Raw genomic sequence first — 18,612 nt, 5'->3', positions numbered from 1 at the left:
CCGGACTGACGTTCGTGGATGAACCCCCTTATGGACACGTCTTTGCGTTGAGTCGGCCCGGCGCCGGAAAATCCGCGTGGTTCCATACCCTGATAAACGCGGCGCTTAAAACAGAGCGCGCGGGAGGTCAGCATGATCAGTAACGTTATCGATCACCTCGCCGGCATTCTCAGCAGCAGCCGGGACGAGGGCGGCGCAAAGCTTGCCCGCCGGAAGCTGCAGGAAAGCTTTAACTACCCCTCGCTGACCAGCCTCCTGCCGTGGCGCGAGTTTGATGAGAAGACCGATCTCTTCATCAATACCCGCTCGGTGGGCTTCATTATGGAAGTGGCGCCGCTCGCCGGCGCCAATCAGCAGGTGGTGCAGGCGCTGGACGACCTGCTGCGCAAAAAGCTCCCGCGTAAGACACCGATAACGGTGTTGATGGTGGCCAGCAAGTGCGTGGGCGACATGCTGGAAAATGGCCTGAGCCGCGATATGTGGAAAGGCGACATGGCGCCGCGCCTGAACGCCATCACTAAAGCCTTCTGGGAGCGCTCGGCGCTGAAGGGGCTCGCCAACGAGCGCGAGTATCCGCTCTATCTGCGCAACTACCGGGTGTTCCTGGTGTATGCGCACCCCGGCACCGGCGGCATTAAGTCGATGGACGCCGTGACGCATCTGCGTGAGACCGTCCGTGTGTCCCTGATGTCGGCGTCTATGGATACCCGTCGCGTGGGGCCGACGGAGTTTCTGTCCGTCATCCGTGAGCAGCTGAACTACCGACCCGGGCAGGTCAGCGCGGCCAGCGAGCACTGGAACCCGGAGCAGGAGCTGCACCGCCAGTGCGTCGACACCAGTACCGAGATGGAGGTGCATCCGGACCACCTGCGGCTCACCACCGCACGTCAGCCCGGCGACCGGGCCGTTGATGATGGCACGGCATCCGCGGTGGCCAGCACGCGCATCGTGAACATGCAGCTGACCAAAGCGCCGAAGCAGTTCGCACTCTGGCAGGCGGCCGACAACCTGCAGAACATGCGCTTTCCGGACCTAGGCATCCCCTGTCCTTTCCTGCTGAGCTGGACCATCTGCGTGGAAGACCAGGTCAGCAGCCAGAATGAGGCATTCCGTAAGGAGCAGGACATGGGCAAGAAGGCCAACTCCTCCTACGGCAAGCTGTTCCCCAACACGCAGCGCACCTACGAAGAGTGGCGTGACCTGCGTATGGGGCTGGCCAGCAACGAAATTGCCATGTGCAGCTTTAACCTCAACCTGACGCTGTTCACGCCCGACAGCGACAGCGAGCAGCAGCGCTGTGAGCTCTCGGCCATTAACGTGTTCCGCAAAAATGACCTGGAGATGTCCACGCCGCGCTACCAGCAGCTCCGGAACTGGCTGACGTCGCTGCCGTTCCTGATGCAGGAGGGGCTGTGGGACGACATGAAGCACATGAACGCCACCCTGCGCTGCAAGAGCTTTAACGCGGTGAACCTGATGCCGGTGGTGGCCGAGCGTCAGATGTCGCCGCGCGGCATACCGCTGGCCACCTACCGCAATCAGCTGGCCTTCTTTGACATGTTCGATGAGGAGAACGGCTCGACCAACTTCAACATCGGCGTGACGGGCACGTCGGGGGCGGGCAAGAGCTTCCTGATACAGGGGATCCTGCGCGAGGTCCTGAACGCGCAGGGTTTCGCCTGGGTTATCGACATGGGGGGCAGCTATAAAAACTACTGCCGTCAGGCGGGCGGGTCCTACCTGGACGGCGAGACGCTGCGCTTCAACCCGTTTGCCAACGTCAGCGTCACGCCTGCAACCCGGGAAAGGCAACCGGCTGTTACGCCCGCGGTCCTGGCGAATACTGCCCGCGAAATTGAGCGCCAGACTCAACTCAGCCTGCCGCCGGAACCCCGCGGGCGGGAGCCGGACAGAGAGCTGCCGGCGCCAGAAATCACCCGTCATATCCAGAAAGAACGTTAATTACTGCTGCACGCCCTGTGCGGCCACCTCACCTTCCACCTGCCCGTGCAGGCTTATGAGAGAAATCATGAAACCATTCCTGAAACTGGCCGCCGTCGTGCTGGCCATGAGCACCGCATTGCCCTCAGCCGCATCGGATGCGGCTGACACAGCAGACTTTACCCCCGCACAGCAGGCCCGCATCGGGGAAATTGCCGCAGACTACCTGGTGGCACACCCTGACGTACTGATCGAGGTAAGCAAAAAGCTGCAGGCGCGCCAGCAGGCGATGCAGCAGCAGGCTTACGTCCAGTCCGCGCTGAAGGCCCACCGTCTGCTGATGCAGCTCGACGGCGTGCCCGTCAGCGGGCCCAGGGATTCAAAAGTTATCGTGACGGAGTTCTTTGACTACGAATGCATTGCCTGCAGCATGATGGCGCCGGTGATGGAAAAGGTCATGGCCGCGAACGCCGGCGTGCGCTTTGCGTTCCGCGACTGGACCATCTTTGCCGCCCGCTATCCTGAATCGACGCAGGCTTCTCACCGCGGGCTGGGCATTTACCGCAGGCAGGGGGCTGAGGCGTATATGAACTACCACAACGGCATTTACCGGACCGGGCACAACGAGGGGAAACTCACGGCAGAGGATATTGAAAAGGTGGCCACCGCCGCCGGCGCAGGAGCGGCTTCCGGTGATGACAGTGCCGCTTCTGACAGGCTCATCGAAAACAACGACGCGCTGGCGGAGATGCTGGGGCTGACGGGCACGCCGGGCATTATCGTGATGCCCGCTGAAAATGCCACGGCAGACAACACCACCGTCATCCCGGGCGTGGTCAGTGAGCAGGTGCTGCAGCAGGCCATTGCGCGTGCGTCCGGCAACGCTCAGTAACCCTTTCAGATGTCCAAAAAAATCCCGGCACGTGTGCCGGGAAAATGGATTCATCAATGCGGTCCTGCGAGTGGAGTCGCCGGCCTTATGTGAAGTATCGGCCGTTCCGCCAGAACCTTTACTTCATGACGGCCACGTCATTCAGGCTGTTCGTTCCTCGCGCCGCTGCGGTACGCCTCAGCCTGACCGCCCTGCCCGTCGCCTGAACAGAGATCGTCCGCGATCGTTTCGCTGAGTAACGAAACCTTATCCCCTTCCCGTGCCTGCTGATGTTTTCCTACGCCCCGCCAGGCGCAGAACGGAGTCAGGTCAGCCCGCAGATGTGAAGAGGATCACGGTAAAATTTATCGGTGAACTTTTTTTATCCATACGATTCGTGCTATGTGCAATCTGTGCTGGATTTAACCGGTTGAGATGGGTATTCTTTTCAGAATTCGCCGGGCGGCGATCTTATTTTGATCCTTATCTGAGTACTGTGGTGGTCGACGATGAGGACGTGCGAAAACCTGTGGCCGGACATGCGCGGCGCGGGGAAGAATCAACCGGATGGGACGTATCCGTAAAAACGTCCAGGGTACGGAGCGCGGGATTGACCGGGCTCTGAATGCAAAAACCCCCCGAAATCTGTCATCATCTTGGCGGAGGATTCAGAAATCAGGGGGTCCAAAAGCAGGCGCTGCGCCTGCAAAGGATTATAACGCATGCAGTTCATAAGACAACCCCTGTCCGCCATAAGTACGGGACAGGGTGAATGACCAGACTTTAATCGGGTTAAACGGCCCGAACCCCAAATCCGACGGGCGCCATCGCGGCGATCACTCCGTCCTCTGCAAGTGCCCTGAACCCGTGTGGTTTGCGCCTCAGTCCTATCGCCCGCTGCCGGGTGAGTTCGGTCACGCCATGCGCCGGCTCGTCGCCAGGGACAAATCAACCGGTCAGCTTCGCCTGAGCCAGCGGCTCTCGCGTAATCCCTATTTCGTCAGGCTGCGCCACGCGGCCGGCCGCGAGCGAGACTTCCGGCCGGAGCGCCGCGCACTCATCGACGCCCTGATCCCGCTGCTGGTCCAGCGCGCCGACATGGCCACCTGGGTGGTCACCATGAACGTGGGGCGTCTGGCCGCCGAACTCAGCCCGAAAGATGAGAACGGCGACGTCATCCCCGGCACACGGGTAGAGCCGGCCCGGCTGTCGCGCCTGCTGCCCGAGCTGCAGCGCTTCGGGCTGGTTGAGCTCCCGGACCTTGAGTGGGATCCGGTCGAAGCGTACTGGATGCCGCGCCATATCGTACTCACCGACAGATTCTGGCAGCTGTGTGGCGTCAACATGGACAAACTTTACGTCCAGCGCAATCAGCGTCTTGAGGCGGAAGCGGAAGGCATCACTGAGCCGGGCACGCACGAGTCGGTGCGCGCTGCGCGCCGGCGCTGGTATGAGAACATGCGCATGGCCACGCTGCTGAAGCGGCGTGAGAAGGCCGTGAAGGAGAAGCGCCGCAAAAAGCTGCGCAAACTGCCGCTCGACGAGCGCCGTACGGCGATGGCCAGCTGGCTTATCCGCACGCTGCCGAACCACGAGCTGATGAACACCGACGCGGACGCCTTTGACCGCCTGGTGTGGCAGAACCTCAACCAGCTGGAGCTCGGTCTCGGCTACGAGCCCGCCCCGCCCGACGTCGTTCACTGACGTATCCCTCCGACTTTTACCGCCTTGACTGGCGGTAAAGGCGTTTGTGCCGCAGAGTAAACCGCGCGTTTCCGGCCCGCCGCGGCATTGATTTTCCCGCAAGATATCCCCCATCCGCGCCGCTCTCCGGTCGCGGATTTTTTTATCCACACTTACCCGCAATCGTAAAGCGTGACTTACCTGCAAACAGACCTGAAATTACCCGCAAGACATTCCTGACTTACGTCAGAAAGAAATAATCAAAAAGATAAATAAGGTGTTCATGCAGGCATTCTGCGGAGATAAATAAGGCCTTCGCTTGCAGCGGCCGCAGGCGTCCGCGCCGCTCAGAATCTTTAAGCAGCTCCCGCTCACGCGGGCCCCGGACCGTGCAGTTAGTTACAACAGACAAAGAATTCACTGCAGTCAGCCAGTTCTGCACCACCCCGCCCCTCTCAGCCCAGAACCGTGCCGGGCCTGAAGCCCGGTTGCCCCCACTGACCAGCCGCCGCCGCCCGGCCCTACGGGCCGGAACTGCAGTGGCTGATAAATGGATGCTGTAACTACGGAGTCTGAGTTGCTGTATGGCCAGAGGCCTGCGGTTTCTTTCTTTCGTCTGCGACCATCAGACTGATAAGCTGCTGACAGGCTGCTGCTTAAACGGCGTCAGTCAGGGCGGGGTTGGGCTTTTGCCACCATTGGCCCTGTAACCGGCTCCGCCGGGCTCACGGCGCCCGATGGCATCGGTGCCGTCCTGAACGGTTTCTGGCGCCTCCATGCCGCTCACGCGGCATTCACAGGACAGGCTGCGCACTGCTCGCCCGTCCGGCTACGTCTGAGAGGTTAATGCTATGCAGAATACTGAACAGCAGCACCAGGATCCGGATTCGGATTCGGATTCGGAAGAGGTTTACCGGATGACGGGAGCGGTCGTGCTCGCGCTGGCCGACTGTGGTCTTGAAACCACCCGGCTACGGATTGCCGGTTACTTTCGCGAGGAGCTGGCCATATCGGGTAAATGGTCGCCGGGCATCATGCGGGCCATGCAGAATGTGATCGATATGCTGGAAATCCTTCCGGACAGGGATAAGGTGGAATTTCACCGCGACGAAGATGGCAGGGTTCTCTGAGGGCGGGTGATGTCATAAAATGCCGGATTTCAGGGCCACTTTTTCCTGTGGTCCGGCATGAAGGACGCGGCTTATGGATAACGACAACCTGAACGTCAGTCACCTCGCCTGGTGCGGGCTGATTGCGCTGAATACCGCCCGGCAGGACGGTATTACGACCTCGCCCGCGCAGGACAACCTGTTTCTGACCCGCTGGCTGGCCACCGCCGAAAAGCAGCGCCGGTTTCCGCGTGCGCTCGCCAGCGACATCAGCTGGCTGCTGAAAGAAGGGCGGGAAAAGGGCCTGCGCGCCGACCTGCCCGGCAAGCTCGACTACCTGTGGCGCGCCAGTAGTGGCCATCTGCAGGCGCAGAACGACCTGTTCCGGTTACAGCACGCCCTGCACGCGGTGAAGCTGACCGGGTGGATTTACATGGTGCTGGCAGAGAGCGAATGGAGTGGCCGCCGGCAGCTGCGCCTGACCCCGTCGGTATCGGGCATTTACCTGAACCGTCACGCGCTGGACGCAGGCTTTGACGAACGCGGGCGTCAGCGCATTCCCCTGCCTGCGCGCATTACCGGCGAGCTGCCCGCGCTCGATAAGCTGCTGCAGCGCTCGGGGTGGCGCCGGGAAGCGGCCGGCGGGGCTGGTGAGCATCTGCACCACCTGCTTGCGGACGGATTCAGCGCAGCGTGATGCGCGGGCTGGAATGGTCACGGACGTTACAGGCTACAGTGAACCTACGCACTAGCTCAGGTTTCGGGGCGGCCGGCCGATAACACCCGCGTAAGCAGAATAATAAATCGTTTGTTTTCATTCCCTGAACGGGGCGCTGCCTGGCGGCACCCCACTTTTTTTAGCGGCCACGTGAGCGATGGCCCCGACAGGATGTACACCATGAAAAGGCATGAAGTGACGTCGCAGCTGTTTCGCAGCGCGGGCTACGATCCGACCACCGGCGTGCTGGAGCTGGAGTACCGGAACGGCGCGTGCCGGCGCTGGCTCGCGGTGCCGGCAAAGGTGTATCAGGCGTTCTGCGCGGCCGCGGACGGCGACGTTTTTTTCAGGAGCAGCATCGAGGGCCGCTATATTTCCCTCCGGGGCAGTCTCAGTCTGCGGCGCGGCGTCTGACGCCATCATCCGCGCGTACGCTTCAAAGTCTTCCGCAGCCTGCTCCCGCCAGCGGCGCACCGGTGCCCGACGTTCAGCGCGCGCCTGGTAACCGCAGCGACGCTCGCGGGCCGCCCGGGTCAGGGTCTCCTGCACCCACGTCCAGAACGCACGGCCCGTGTGCGGCGCCACCGTGTAGCCCGCTTTTTTCATGATTTTCCGGGCGACGTTTTCATGCCAGTTTCGGATGAGCGAAAAGGCGCCGAGAATATCGCCGCGTGAGGTCATGATATTTAATTCGTGAAATTCGTTCATATAACCTGCTCTCTGATACTTAACTGTTATCGTCATTTTTCGGGGATTCTTCAGCGGTAATTGAAAGTTTATAATGGATTAACATAAACCGGTTTATATAAAATCATGCAGGATAGTAAAATCGTATAAGCTTATTTCAGAGCGACAGATGATGTTAAATAAATATGCGTTATTCATGGCTTTATCCGTCACCGTTTCCGTTATTCAGGGTGCGCAGGCTTCCGTAACGGCCGGCTTTTCACCCGGAGGGACGGCGCTGGACCTGATACTGCAGTTTACCGGCAGCGCGCGGCAGAGCGCCGACGTGGCGGCCTATGACTTCACGAGCCGTCCGGTCGCGCAGGCGCTGTCCGACGCGGTCGCGCGCGGCGTGAAGGTCCGTCTGGTCGCCGACGAAAAGAAAAGTCGTGACCGCTGGTCTCTGGTGGGACAGCTCGCGTGCGCTGGCGTGGACGTCCGCCTTAATGGCATGTACAGCATCATGCATAATAAGTTCATGATAACCGACGGCAGCGCGGTGGAAACCGGCTCATTTAATTACACGTTTTCTGCCGAAAAAAGAAATGCGGAGAACGCGCTGGTCATTCAGGATGAACCCGGTATCGCCCGTGAGTATCAGGAAGAATTTAACCGGCTCTGGAATGAATCCGTGCCGGTCACCTGTCCGCGGACTGAATGAAATAAATCAACAGGAGAGGGAAAATAATATGACAACGTATGAAACAGCATTATTCCTGATAGCCGGTATTGTCTCCGGCATCTTCCCTTTTATACTGTCCACTTACAGCGGTGGAAGCAGGACGATTATTCTTCAGATTATAGCAGGCCCGTTGGCCGCCATTGCGTATCGCGGGCTTGCCAGCGTTACTCAGCCAGACGTGCTGACTCTCTCCCTGTGTGCGGGACTGGTGCTGCTGACCGCTGTACTCTTCCGGATCAACCGGGGTGAAAAGACAATCGCATGACTGCGGCGCGGGGAGGCTCAGCTTATGGCGGCAAAGAAAATATACCCCGTCCGGTTCGCCGGGCTTTGGGGCACGCGGGAGTGCGAGGCGGCGTTCCCGACCGCTGGGCCTGAAAAGAGCAAGGTTGGTTTTAAAGCGTGTTACTTAAAAAGTAAACCGTCTTTCAGCCACATTAAGCCTGATTACAATATTAAAGGACGTGTTAAAGATGAGAATTGAGGAAGAAATTATTTGTGAGGGAGAATTCTGGCTTCCTGATAGTGATGACTACCGTGTTATTGGTAAAATTATAATCAACAATGAAGAAGCTATGCGTGTTGACTTATATGGATTTCTTGAACGAGGTAATTTTTCTTCTGAATCAAAGAGATATCCTGTAATACTCGGAGTTGTAGAGAAACTCGGTGAACTGACTCTTTTAAATTCATTCGTATCTGTTTTCAACATATCTTTCTCGGGTGTTAATCGTTCAAAAATTATCACAAATATGATTTATTCAGGCGTTCATTTAACTGAGCCGGAAAAAAACTTTTTCAAAGAATGTCGATTAAAATGCGATTATCTTGATGAGTGGATGGATACACCAGGTATTACAGTAGATACAAAATATCCTGATGAGAAACATACAATATCTTACTCGAAGCCTAAAGCTATTTCGTCCAGTTTAGAAGATGGAACGATAGTCCAAATTGATTATGAATACACTTTGCCTGGATATCCAGTTTTGAAAGAGGCAGGCTACACACAACAAGCTTTTATTAAGATAATACCGATTAAAAGTATGGAGTTATCATACTTCACTTCTTTTGCTGCAAAGTTATCTAACTTCATAACGCTATCTCTGCCAGACAATGGATTAAGCGAGATAACCAGCTTTTCTTGCATTATGGGAAATAAAGAAAGTAAAAATTCAATATGCGTTAATGTATTTTATAAAAGTTTATCGAGTGTAAATAAAAGAAAAATAAATGCAAATGACATGCTTTTTAAATATAAAAACATTGCCGCTTCCTTTAATTGCATTCTTAATAAGTGGATTAATTCCTACACTCAAATCGAGTCAGCAATACAATTGTATTTTTCATATATTGCGGGTCGGCAGACTTTAATTGAGGCCAGATTTCTGACTTTAGCTCAGTCACTTGAGATATTGCACCGAAACACAACATCAGAGAAGTATATTGACGAGGGAAAGTACGATGAACTAGTAAACACGCTTATTGAAAACTGTCCGGAGACGCACAGGAAATGGTTAATGGGAAGGCTTTTGACTGGTAATGAGTTAAGTCTCAATAATCGGCTAATTAATCTTTTTATGCCTTTTCATGAACACTTAGGCGGAAAAAGAGGGGTTGAAAAAATAGCCAGGAAAACTACCGCAACAAGAAATTATCTAACTCACTATAGTCCATTAAGTAAACGAGAGGCGGTAAATGGTGAAGCATTAGTAAAGCTGATATTTGTTCTTGAAATTGTAATTCTATTTCATCTCTATACTATTGCGGGATTAAATAACGAAAATTTCCATCGCCTACTTACTGAGACTGCAAATCCTCTGAAAATGAAACTTGGATACGCATTGTCAAAGACTGAAAAAAAGAAGGTTTGATAATTCTAAAAAATGACAAGTGCAGTGGCCTATACTCATCTATTTATGACTATAGGCCGCTGTGTATATTAATCTATCTGGTAGATGATTTTCAGTGGGCTGCCAGTTCTCTGAAAAATTCTGGGTTTGCCTGAATTGTGGCCAGAACTTTAGCCGCCAAACCTGTCGGATTCCTTCGCCCGGCCTCCCAGCTTTTGATTGTGTCAACGCTGGTTCCTAATACAGTGGCCATCTCACTTTGTGAAACATTAAGCTTGGCCCTGAGAGCTTTTACGTCAGCCAGCTCAAATCTAACCGTCCGGGATGGAGCTTTCTTTCCATTGCGTATTTCCACCGCTTCCTCGAGCGAAGCTTTAAGATCTTCAAAAAAATTCATTTTATACCTCGCCTTTCAACTGTTTAGTAAGCTTTTTCAAAACCACCTTTTCTGATTCAGTCAAACTGTCTTTAACAGTTTTAGGATATGCTAAAACCAGAAAAATCACTTCTGCACTAGCCAGAAAGTAAATGACACGAGCACTGCCACTCTTTCCCTGATTTCCTGTTGCCATCCGGATTTTTCTAAGCCCTCCGGTCTTCTGAATCAGGTCTCCACTATCGGGATGCTCAATCAAAGCGCATTGTAGTTCCCTGAGTTCATCATCGGTGGCGATATCCTTTATCTGGCGCGTAAACATTGGTGTTTCAATAAATTCGATCGCGTTACTCAATTGAGCCTCCTGCTTAATCATGGTGTACATTGTACGCCTTTTCATTAACTCGTCAAGCTCACAATGACTTATATGTGATTCATGCAGAAAATAACCCTCTTTTTATGAACCTAAATAACAACTTAGATGTTTCCCGCCACAGGATCCGGAAAAGGGTATATTTGATAATAGGGTGACTAACTTTACATAAAGGGCATCGGGGCACATTATCTTGGAAAAATAGTACCTAACGCATATTATTCATGGAATTTCTTATGGAAGACGCAGGATAACTATGTTTGGAAAAATTCTGAAAAGTATCTCATGGCAGGTCAGAACTGAATTCCGCCGGAGCCTGAAGTCGAATCGTGATTACAAAAAGCTCCGCTGGAACCCGGCGGAGAAAGTACTTATTGCCTGCTCCACCCACTACATCCGCGCCATGCTGGTTCTCTGGTCTGCAGCCTTCGGGTCGGTTGGAGTGGTGCAGTATTTTCGCCCTGTATTGCAACCTTTCGCTCAGCAGCATTTTAAGGACATTACCAAGCTTTCGGACTGGATGTCTAATTTACTGGGGAGCCAGCTGACTATTATCGGTATTGTTTTTCCGCTGGTCGTAGGTCTTATAAGCGTTCTGTTTCAAAAGAAATCAGCAAGGATCCATATCCAAGCCGCATATCAGCTTCATTCCGGGTATATGTTTTCTGGCCTGAGTGGCCTTTCACTTGCAGCGTTTATTGTGTTAGGCGGTATGACGTTATCTCTCGGAGACAGATATCTTAATACTTCTTTCGCCGTAACAGCTTTTTTGTGGATGTTATTAAACATTTTCCTGTCAATCTGGTTTTTCGTCACCAGTTTAAATGTTCTGGATGAGAGAAAACGTGATCGTCTTATGAATAAGTATTTCTTGTCACAGGTGGTCGATAATTACATTAAGGATGAATATATTACTCAATGGCTCCGCTATCCGGGGGGTTACATAGGTGAAAATTACCTGCGTAGTATTAAAATACTTCCATACTCTTTCCCTGAAAAAGAAGAGATGACCCATGTTATATTTGCTATACGCAATAACGAGGTTGTCAAAGATATCTATTTAAAACCTCTTTTATTCCTGTTAAGACGACTTAAATCGATGAGTGGATATGATGCGTCGATTATTCTTCTTCCTTCCTTTGGGCGAAATTCTGGTAAAATAACTCTGCTATCATCGAAAGGAGTCATGCCTGTTTCAAGTTTATGGCGCTGGTTATATAGGCATTGTTTTGTGATGGGGTATTCTGAGAAAAAAAGTAATCTGGATAATATTACCTTTGATTTCTTTGGTGAGGTATACGATGCACTTAACGATAAAAATATTAGCGTCTTCAGAGCAGGAATTGAGCGATTAACAGATACCTATACCTCTATCAAAAGAAGTTACAATTACGGGATCGATAAAAATTATCTGGATGAAGTAAAAGAATCGGGAGTGAGCCATACATTCAGTGATTCCTTCCATTATGATTTGAGAAGGTTTGTTAGTGAATCCGTAAAATCAACAGAGTTTTCAGGCGAATATTTTCATGAATCAATGAAAATACCACTGCATGTATACATACAAACACAGAGCACGCGTTTTACCGATTTTAGACAATTTTTACTCTCGCTTTTCAGAGTGTGGCATGTGTTAAACGAGTGGAAATCAGGACTAGGCGTCACCCTTTCTGCCAGCCAGGAGCAGACGCATCAGGAACTAGTCCGCAATTTTATTGGCCTTTGGGAGGGCTGGAGTATGGGCTCGATCATTGGCAAACCCGGAAACGAAGATTATACAGGCCGCCTTGTCTATCATCTGCATAACACAGCACGGTTGCTCATCCCATCTGTGGTTGCAGATAATGCTTACTCCGCACGACACGCTAACGACGTTCTCTGTCTGTGGTTGAACCAGAGCCGGTTCTCACGACACTGGCAGGAAGAATACCGCTGGCACAGTTTCTTCCTGACTCCCGATTATCTGTCTTTGGAGGAAACAGAACCGCAGTGGGCAGTTCTACTCAGGGGAACTCCTTATAGCAGAGAGGCCGCCTTATCCATTATGTTTGCAAATGCCTTATCTGACTTACGCCTGCTGATGGCAGGCTATCTGATTGCGCATTTCCAACTACAAGAGAAAATAGATTTAGCTGATCTTGTTAATCATCTCATTACGTCTGAATTATATGAAGACAGAGACACCCATGATACGTTGACACCTGCGTTCAGAAGGTCTGTCGATATCATTGACATGATACTGAGAATTGAACACTGTCGCCTTAAAACTGAAAAAAATTGGTATGGCGGGTTATCACAATCAATAGAGGTTATGAACTCTTATAATGAAAGACCTTACATTCATGGGCGTATTTATACATCTAATATTGAGGATTTTGGAAGCCTCTACGGAGCGTTTTCCTTGCTTGCTATCAAGCTGGCCCAACCTGCTGAACATGTTACACAGCGGCTTAATGAAGCCCTTGCGGAGGGGTTGTTTTCCTATTCCGGTAAAGAAAGAATTATTTTTATTCTTGAAAGACTGAAGCGGGACCCATCAATCCCTTATGAAGGCTACATCATTTCAGAAGCAGAATATGCAACGAATGTGGTTTTCTTTAATGATGTTCTGGATAAATATATTGAAGTCTTCAATCGTAGCAAATCGGCAGATATCGTTGCTGCTGAGGTTGACCTTGAACGACTCAGAAATATCGACAATCGTCTGACAAGAGAACTTCCGGAAGCACTATCCGATGATACTTTACTTAAAAATATAATCTTTTCTCAAAGTTCAGAATGTGATCGCAACTGGATCATGAGATATATTCCTGTGACTGTTCCCAAAGACTATGTTGCCAGAGAAATTAATCAGAATGTATACGGAGAGTTCCCCTCTGTATCTGAGGTGAAGAGAAATATTCTCCATAGACTGCATTATTTACTGTGGCAATCAAGGACCGAATTAACGATGCAGGTTAATGCCCTCGAAAAGCTGTTAATGGAAGTGGCGAAACTTTCCGCAGAGCAGAATAATTACTTTCTGGTGATCTATGGTTCCCGCTTCAACGAAGAGCTGAGGGAGCTGGTCTATCAGCCGGAAAGGCATGAGGCATTAAGCATACATGTAGATGTTCACGCCAGAGGTATCGGTTCTCTGCCAGTCAGAATAAATAACTGCCTTATTTACCTTGTCCACAATTCTGAAAAGGAATTTTCGCTCATGGTCAGAGCTGAATCCTTTGGTGAACTCAGGCTGTTCAAGTATCCGGATGGAACCCTTTTCAACACCTTCTACCGCAGCAGCGCCGATCCACTTGAAGGTGTTATGAAAACGCTCTGGGAAATGGAGATGGATATTACCGGGCCATTAGTGGCCCGTTTTGAACATAGCTGAACAAAAGCACGGCGAACATTTTGGAAGCGCTGTTAATTTTCCATAGAATTAATAATGTACTAACAATTTGCTCACTTCTTCTGCTTAGATCCGGAAAAAGGCGGAAGCGGTGTAGAGCCCATGTTTATGAATTTATGGAGGATTGAGGACGGCTTAGCACCTTACATACTCATTATGGGATCCGGAAAGTGGCCCCAAAGGAAAAATTCAGAGGCAAGAAGTTAAAAATGCCATTTTATAAAATATATATTTAAATCAGTATATTAAGGTGATTTTGATGCATGCCCTACATGTGTTGTGAAGTTTTCGGAAGCCTGGTAACACTACTTACAGGCCGAAACAGAAGGTGCTTTTATTGAACAGGCCTGAAATTCATACTGCACGAGACCTCTAAAACCCTTTTGAAGCGATTATTTGTGAAACAATATGTAGTTTTCAGAGTCTCTCCTTATACAGGCCTTACATGGACCTGAGGTGAACCAATCCGCATCAGGGTGCTGATTCCAGAGTAGATATTAAGCTCTGAGCGGTATCATCAGATGGTCACGAGCAACTCAACCACCCGGACATTAAAATCCTACGGGCAAAATGCCCAAAAAATTTAAGATTACCCCGCGCGATACCCTTTCCGGGCGAGGTTCGCCCGGGAAGAATCACTCCAATCAGGACAATAAGGTTATGCCCGGGCACCGGCACCGGTTAACCCGCTCTGAAAAACTCATTTATTCGCGACCGGAGGGTTAAAGAGACCTTTATGGGGGCCCCGTCACGGCGCTATATGACCGTATATATTCTGATCGTGAAAAGTTCCGTTAAGTAACTCGGCCTTCCGCATTTTTCCTTCCAGGACAAAACCGCAGCGTCTGGCGACTTCATTACTTTTTTTGTTATTCACTGAGCACTTTATTACGTACCGGTTCATTAATTTTCGGTCAGAATAATATTTTACCAGCGCGTTCAGGGCTCTGGTTATTACCCCCTGACCTTGCACCCTCATATCGAGCCAGTATCCGATATATGCGGTTTTATTGGCGCTGTCGATACTGTTGAATGACAGTAAGCCCACTGCCGCATCGTTGTATAAAATAACATACGTTTTTCCCTCATTTTTCTGATGAGCCAAAAGACAGGCGTCAAGAAAGCAGGACTCATCATCTACCGTTTTAACAAACCGGGGCCATGCCATAAATTTGCTGAATTCTTCCCGGTTGTTATCAACCACGCTGAAAAGCTCTGCGGCAAAGCGGGAAGAGGCCGGGGCCAGTTGTATATTCTTATCAACGCAGATGGACTGTTCAGCATGCATAAGATCCAGTATGGCAGAAGGTAAGGCTGGCGACGGAAGCCTTGCAGTGATGATTTCTTCGTTCAGCAGGGCATAAACCGGAGGCTTAGTCCGGGTCCATTCGTTAGCCGTCTGTAAATCATATGCACCGCAACCGCGGATAATAAATAACTGCTTCTCACCAAGATGAAGCGCCCCTCTGGGGAAAAGGCAGTCGTTCTCAAAACAGTTGAAACCGGCAAGTATCTGCGCAGTATCATTCGAGGAGCACTCCCTGTTGCCTAACGGCAACAGGGAATGGTGCCAGTTATGCACGGAAGGTATCCAGTTGATCCCGAGATTTGTCTGGATGACCTCTGAGTCATAGCGGTTTTTCATACTGACCGTTTTCCCAACCGCATATCCGTGGTCTTCGCTGAGGGCTCTTCCGGGTTCGAAAATAAGTTTCCACTTCGCAGGTAAAGCAGGATCATACTCAGCCAGAACGTTAAAAATAGCCCTGAAAAACTCTTCAGGTTGCGCAGTTGCTGCATCCGGATCCGGTGAAAACGAGTCCGCCGGGAATCCGCTGCCCATATCAAGATGGCCCCCCTCTGGCATGTTTTCTATCAGAAACGGCAGCCATTCCCGGAGGCTGTCCGCAACTTTTGATGGGTTCTCAAGGTTGGACCCGGCGTGCAGATGAAATCCCCTGATGCTGATATCAGGACAGGTGGTCAGGAGAGGAATGATTTCATTCCTGAACTCTTCAGCGGTTACACCGAAGCGGGAGCGCTGTGAGTCACTGTAGAAGTGTGACAGCCTTATGCCAATGCCGACCTTCCGGTTTTGACCGCACAGTACTTGATTAATTTCACTTAACTCATGGGCGCTGTCGACATGGATCAGGGCTTCCTTATCCAGTGCCAGATTAAGATCCTCTGAGTTTTTATATGGGCCGTCAAGAATGATTCGATCGCCGGTAAAGCCGGCCTTCAGGGCCAGCTTAAACTCGTCTGAAGAGCAGACTTCTGCGCTCAGTCCCTCTTCTGCAATCAGGCGAAGAAATATCCCCAGAGAACATGACTTAACCGAAACTGCAATAACGGCATCCGGGAAATACGCTTTACAGGCCGCAGTCATATGCCGGGCTTGTTTCAGGGCCGTATCAGCATCAAAAATAAAAAAAGGGCGTTCCGCATGGGACGGTCGTGCGGCAAGCGCGTGAGCTGCCGCAATGATGCGCTGGTTAACTATTTTTTGCGCCATAACTGTATGGTTACCCCCTGATAGTCGCGTTGATCGTTGAGAGGTTCGCGGATAGCAAGATAGCGCTCATAAAAAGCATTTTGAGTGGTTTCGTCTAACTCACGGGTAAATTCATTCTCAGCGGAGACATAGCGCAGCAGGTTTTCTTTTAGCTCCTCCTGGGGCTGAGACGACAACTCGTGATTTTTTTCGTGATATAACTCAAGGTCTTCTCGTGCAAAAAAATCATGCCAGTATTTAAGTGTCCAGTCAGGGTCGGGTCTGAACCCTATCGCATTGTAAACACTGTTGATGATTTCTTGGCCGGGTTGTTTCCTGTAGTAAAAATTTGACGTACAGATTACGCCTTGTGGTCTCAGCACCCGTGCCACTTCAGCCAGCGCTTTACTTCTTTCCTGAATAAACGCGAAGTTACATCCACCGAGAATATGCGTAAAGGTGTCGTCGCTGAAAGGAAGACTGCAAGCGTCAGACACCTGATAGCGTAATTTATCCTGGGCGCCCATCGCGGCTGCTTTTTCACGGGCGGTGCTGATGGCTATTTCAGAAATATCAATTCCCTCAGCAGAAGAGCTCGTCTTGCTGAAACAGTACCGGGAGCTGTAACCGGTTGAACAGGCAAGATCCAGCAGGACCGAATTATTGCTGATGCCCGCATGTTCGATCCAGTAATCAACGGTGTAGGCGCTACCCGGAGGCGTATTATCCTGCTTCATTAGGGCCACAAAATCCGGATAGCTCATGGAGCGGAGAAATTCAGGGGTAATAGCTTTATGAGCTTGTTCGTTCATGTCACTTCCTCATTGAATTGCTTCTTGATGACGGATAACCAGCGAACCATTACCAGGCCACAGAGTAAAAAGGCAACGGTCGGTAAGATGAGATAGCTGACTGGCGGGATTTCTTCAGGCAGAAATGAAATGATACTCAGTACGATGACTGAAAAAATGCGGCCACTGAATGAGACCGCGCCGACAATTCCCGAGACATACGACGTCTGCTGGTCATTGAGCTCGGAAAAGAAAAGGCTTTTGGCACCGACCGGTACGGTGCAGATAAAGCCATGAATCAGGGAGAACGCGATGACGGCTAAATAGGTCTGCCCGGCAATGACCAGTCCGTATAAAGCAATGCACATAATGCAAGCTATAAATGAAAAGTGCTTAATCAGCTTTGTATACTTATGATCCGATACGTGATGCCGGGACATAAATGCGTTAGCAACGTACTGCGCTGAGAATGCGCCTATGTGACAGAGCATGAGAACCAGCAACTGTGTGGTATCCAGGTGTCCGGTGTTTTGCCTTGACAGTATGATTGGCTGCCAGAAATGAAAAATGATCTGGATACCAGCGCTGAAAAAACAGGTCAGAAGAATAAACAGGGAGCCGCCGGCGGTATTTTTAAATATCCATAATGTTTCCTGAGCATTCTGAATGAAACTTTTATTCTTATTTCCCTCATTTATGATGTTGTTTTTTTCCGGAGTGGCAATAAAGGCAAACGCAATGACAATCATCATTAACCCGGAAATTGTATATCCGGTGGCAAAATTCCCTGAAAAATAAATTGTGGCAATGCCGGCGATGCCTGTTATAACGCTTCCGAAGGAGTTAACCTTCTGACAGAGATGAGCGTAGTGAGAAAAACGGTCTTTTTCATTTTCAAGAGAATGGTATACCCATCCGTCGATTGCCCCCGTGATAAGGCAGATCCCCGCCGCATATACTACCTCAGAGACAGCCAGGTAAACCATATCCGGCGACTGGAGGCAAAGGGGATAGAATAAAGCCGTGAGAACAACCCCTCCAACGACAGAGTATTTTCTGTGATATTTATCCGCCAGAACCGCACACGGAAAATCGAGGGTGAGGATTGTTACTGAAAAAATGACCTGCAGCAAGGCAAGCTGCGGCAGACTGACACCGGTGGATAACAGAAATACAGCGTGGTAAACACCTATCAGCATACGTACGGCATTATATGAACCGTAAGTCACTGCCAGAGTTTTCGGGACATTCATGAATGCTCACCACAGATGGCACAGTGTGGATTCTTATCAAGCGCCCGTTCCTCGGTAAAAAGCCGGTCACTCCAGATCCCGATGCGACGATTGACTGACAGAGGTTGGCCATAGCCGCCAAGAAATTTTAGGACATCATTTGCGCACAGGGCAGCAGAGAGAGCATTCACCGGTGGAAAAGTCGCAACCTTGAAGTTGTTATTAATTGCCCTGCATGCATCGTGTATAGTGTTGTCTTTTATTTCTGGCAGATCGCCAACGGAGGAATGGCAGGCATAACAGCCGGTTTTTCCCGGGATATAAAGCGGACCAAAAACGGCGATGTCATTAACATAGCCCGCATTGATG

16 protein-coding genes and 2 pseudogenes are annotated in these 18,612 nt (G+C 50.8%); 11 read left to right on the top strand and 7 right to left on the bottom strand.

The genetic code is table 11. The features are described 5' to 3' along the window. Nucleotides 1-132: 132 nt before the first annotated feature. The 3 genes and pseudogenes from IAE30_RS27575 to repA all read left to right on the top strand — a co-directional run. Nucleotides 133-1,863, top strand: a pseudogene (locus IAE30_RS27575) (TraC family protein); the annotation flags it as partial. Between the two features lie 166 nt (nt 1,864-2,029). Then, nucleotides 2,030-2,833 carry a DsbA family protein gene (locus IAE30_RS27570; protein ID WP_200681388.1) on the top strand — a complete coding sequence of 268 codons (804 nt, stop codon included), beginning with the start codon at nt 2,030-2,032 and terminating at the stop codon, nt 2,831-2,833. 747 nt (nt 2,834-3,580) lie between these two features. Next, entirely contained in the window at nt 3,581-4,516 is a 936-nt protein-coding gene (gene repA, locus IAE30_RS27565) for a plasmid replication initiator RepA (RefSeq protein WP_200681387.1), read from the top strand. 220 nt (nt 4,517-4,736) lie between these two features. Here repA and IAE30_RS27560 read toward each other — a convergent pair whose 3' ends face one another. Next, nucleotides 4,737-4,937, bottom strand: coding sequence for a hypothetical protein (locus IAE30_RS27560; RefSeq protein ID WP_200681386.1), 201 nt, complete (start codon nt 4,935-4,937; stop codon nt 4,737-4,739). A 409-nt stretch (nt 4,938-5,346) separates the two neighbouring features. On the opposite strand from IAE30_RS27560, the gene IAE30_RS27555 reads away from it, so the two are divergent. From IAE30_RS27555 to IAE30_RS27525, 7 genes are all read left to right on the top strand, one after another. Beyond that, on the top strand, nt 5,347-5,625 hold the full coding sequence (locus tag IAE30_RS27555; protein ID WP_200681385.1) for a DUF2767 family protein: 279 nt from the start codon (nt 5,347-5,349) through the stop codon (nt 5,623-5,625). Nucleotides 5,626-5,698: 73 nt separating this feature from the next. Beyond that, nucleotides 5,699-6,301, top strand: a complete 603-nt coding sequence (locus tag IAE30_RS27550) for a DUF2913 family protein (protein WP_150059851.1) — start codon at nt 5,699-5,701, stop codon at nt 6,299-6,301. 201 nt (nt 6,302-6,502) lie between these two features. Beyond that, a complete protein-coding gene (locus IAE30_RS27545; protein ID WP_200681384.1) occupies nt 6,503-6,736 on the top strand; it encodes a KTSC domain-containing protein in 234 nt (77 codons plus the stop codon). A 442-nt stretch (nt 6,737-7,178) separates the two neighbouring features. Further along, on the top strand, nt 7,179-7,709 hold the full coding sequence (locus IAE30_RS27540) for a phospholipase D family protein (RefSeq protein ID WP_200681383.1): 531 nt from the start codon (nt 7,179-7,181) through the stop codon (nt 7,707-7,709). A gap of 28 nt (nt 7,710-7,737) precedes the next feature. After that, entirely contained in the window at nt 7,738-7,995 is a 258-nt protein-coding gene (locus IAE30_RS27535) for a hypothetical protein (RefSeq protein WP_200681382.1), read from the top strand. A gap of 24 nt (nt 7,996-8,019) precedes the next feature. Beyond that, nucleotides 8,020-8,214 (top strand): hypothetical protein, encoded by a 195-nt coding sequence (locus tag IAE30_RS27530; protein ID WP_200681381.1) that lies wholly within the window; start codon nt 8,020-8,022, stop codon nt 8,212-8,214. After that, complete coding sequence (locus tag IAE30_RS27525) at nt 8,204-9,604, top strand: HEPN domain-containing protein (protein WP_200681380.1); 1,401 nt, start codon at nt 8,204-8,206, stop codon at nt 9,602-9,604. The genes IAE30_RS27530 and IAE30_RS27525 overlap by 11 nt, the downstream gene beginning before the upstream one ends. A 91-nt stretch (nt 9,605-9,695) precedes the next feature. Here IAE30_RS27525 and nadS read toward each other — a convergent pair whose 3' ends face one another. Both nadS and IAE30_RS27515 read right to left on the bottom strand, forming a co-directional pair. Beyond that, on the bottom strand, nt 9,696-9,980 hold the full coding sequence (gene nadS / locus IAE30_RS27520) for a NadS family protein (RefSeq protein WP_200681379.1): 285 nt from the start codon (nt 9,978-9,980) through the stop codon (nt 9,696-9,698). 1 nt (nt 9,981) lies between these two features. After that, nucleotides 9,982-10,314 (bottom strand): type II toxin-antitoxin system RelE/ParE family toxin, encoded by a 333-nt coding sequence (locus tag IAE30_RS27515; RefSeq protein ID WP_200681425.1) that lies wholly within the window; start codon nt 10,312-10,314, stop codon nt 9,982-9,984. 274 nt (nt 10,315-10,588) lie between these two features. Here IAE30_RS27515 and IAE30_RS27510 point away from each other — a divergent pair, with 274 nt between their 5' ends. Further along, a complete protein-coding gene (locus tag IAE30_RS27510) occupies nt 10,589-13,708 on the top strand; it encodes a hypothetical protein (protein ID WP_200681378.1) in 3,120 nt (1,039 codons plus the stop codon). A gap of 766 nt (nt 13,709-14,474) precedes the next feature. On the opposite strand, the gene IAE30_RS27505 is transcribed toward IAE30_RS27510, so the two are convergent. The 4 genes and pseudogenes from IAE30_RS27505 to IAE30_RS27490 form a co-directional block, all read right to left on the bottom strand. Continuing rightward, nucleotides 14,475-16,241, bottom strand: a complete 1,767-nt coding sequence (locus IAE30_RS27505; RefSeq protein WP_200681377.1) for a GNAT family N-acetyltransferase — start codon at nt 16,239-16,241, stop codon at nt 14,475-14,477. Further along, on the bottom strand, nt 16,226-17,032 hold the full coding sequence (locus IAE30_RS27500) for a class I SAM-dependent methyltransferase (RefSeq protein WP_200681376.1): 807 nt from the start codon (nt 17,030-17,032) through the stop codon (nt 16,226-16,228). The genes IAE30_RS27505 and IAE30_RS27500 overlap by 16 nt, the downstream gene beginning before the upstream one ends. Next, the gene (locus tag IAE30_RS27495) at nt 17,029-18,264 is read right to left on the bottom strand and encodes an MFS transporter (protein WP_200681375.1); all 1,236 of its coding nucleotides are present in this window, start codon (nt 18,262-18,264) and stop codon (nt 17,029-17,031) included. Before IAE30_RS27495 ends, IAE30_RS27500 begins: the two co-directional genes overlap by 4 nt. Then, a pseudogene (locus IAE30_RS27490) lies at nt 18,261-18,612 on the bottom strand (ThiF family adenylyltransferase); the annotation flags it as partial. The gene IAE30_RS27495 and the pseudogene IAE30_RS27490, both read right to left, overlap by 4 nt.

The organism is Pantoea sp. S61, from assembly GCF_016625145.1.
GTDB lineage: Bacteria > Pseudomonadota > Gammaproteobacteria > Enterobacterales > Enterobacteriaceae > Pantoea > Pantoea rwandensis_B.
Note: the sequence above shows the minus strand (reverse complement) of the source record. Positions and strands in the feature narration are given on the sequence as shown.

Coding starts and splice junctions, on each gene's coding strand:
- IAE30_RS27525 (WP_200681380.1), top strand. CDS start 8,204: ATGAGAATTGAGGAAGAAATTATTTGTGAGGGAGAATTCTGGCTTCCT.
- IAE30_RS27570 (WP_200681388.1), top strand. CDS start 2,030: ATGAAACCATTCCTGAAACTGGCCGCCGTCGTGCTGGCCATGAGCACC.
- IAE30_RS27535 (WP_200681382.1), top strand. CDS start 7,738: ATGACAACGTATGAAACAGCATTATTCCTGATAGCCGGTATTGTCTCC.
- IAE30_RS27550 (WP_150059851.1), top strand. CDS start 5,699: ATGGATAACGACAACCTGAACGTCAGTCACCTCGCCTGGTGCGGGCTG.
- IAE30_RS27530 (WP_200681381.1), top strand. CDS start 8,020: ATGGCGGCAAAGAAAATATACCCCGTCCGGTTCGCCGGGCTTTGGGGC.
- IAE30_RS27505 (WP_200681377.1), bottom strand. CDS start 16,241: ATGGCGCAAAAAATAGTTAACCAGCGCATCATTGCGGCAGCTCACGCG.
- IAE30_RS27510 (WP_200681378.1), top strand. CDS start 10,589: ATGTTTGGAAAAATTCTGAAAAGTATCTCATGGCAGGTCAGAACTGAA.
- IAE30_RS27500 (WP_200681376.1), bottom strand. CDS start 17,032: ATGAACGAACAAGCTCATAAAGCTATTACCCCTGAATTTCTCCGCTCC.
- nadS (WP_200681379.1), bottom strand. CDS start 9,980: ATGAATTTTTTTGAAGATCTTAAAGCTTCGCTCGAGGAAGCGGTGGAA.
- IAE30_RS27495 (WP_200681375.1), bottom strand. CDS start 18,264: ATGAATGTCCCGAAAACTCTGGCAGTGACTTACGGTTCATATAATGCC.
- IAE30_RS27545 (WP_200681384.1), top strand. CDS start 6,503: ATGAAAAGGCATGAAGTGACGTCGCAGCTGTTTCGCAGCGCGGGCTAC.
- IAE30_RS27540 (WP_200681383.1), top strand. CDS start 7,179: ATGATGTTAAATAAATATGCGTTATTCATGGCTTTATCCGTCACCGTT.
- IAE30_RS27555 (WP_200681385.1), top strand. CDS start 5,347: ATGCAGAATACTGAACAGCAGCACCAGGATCCGGATTCGGATTCGGAT.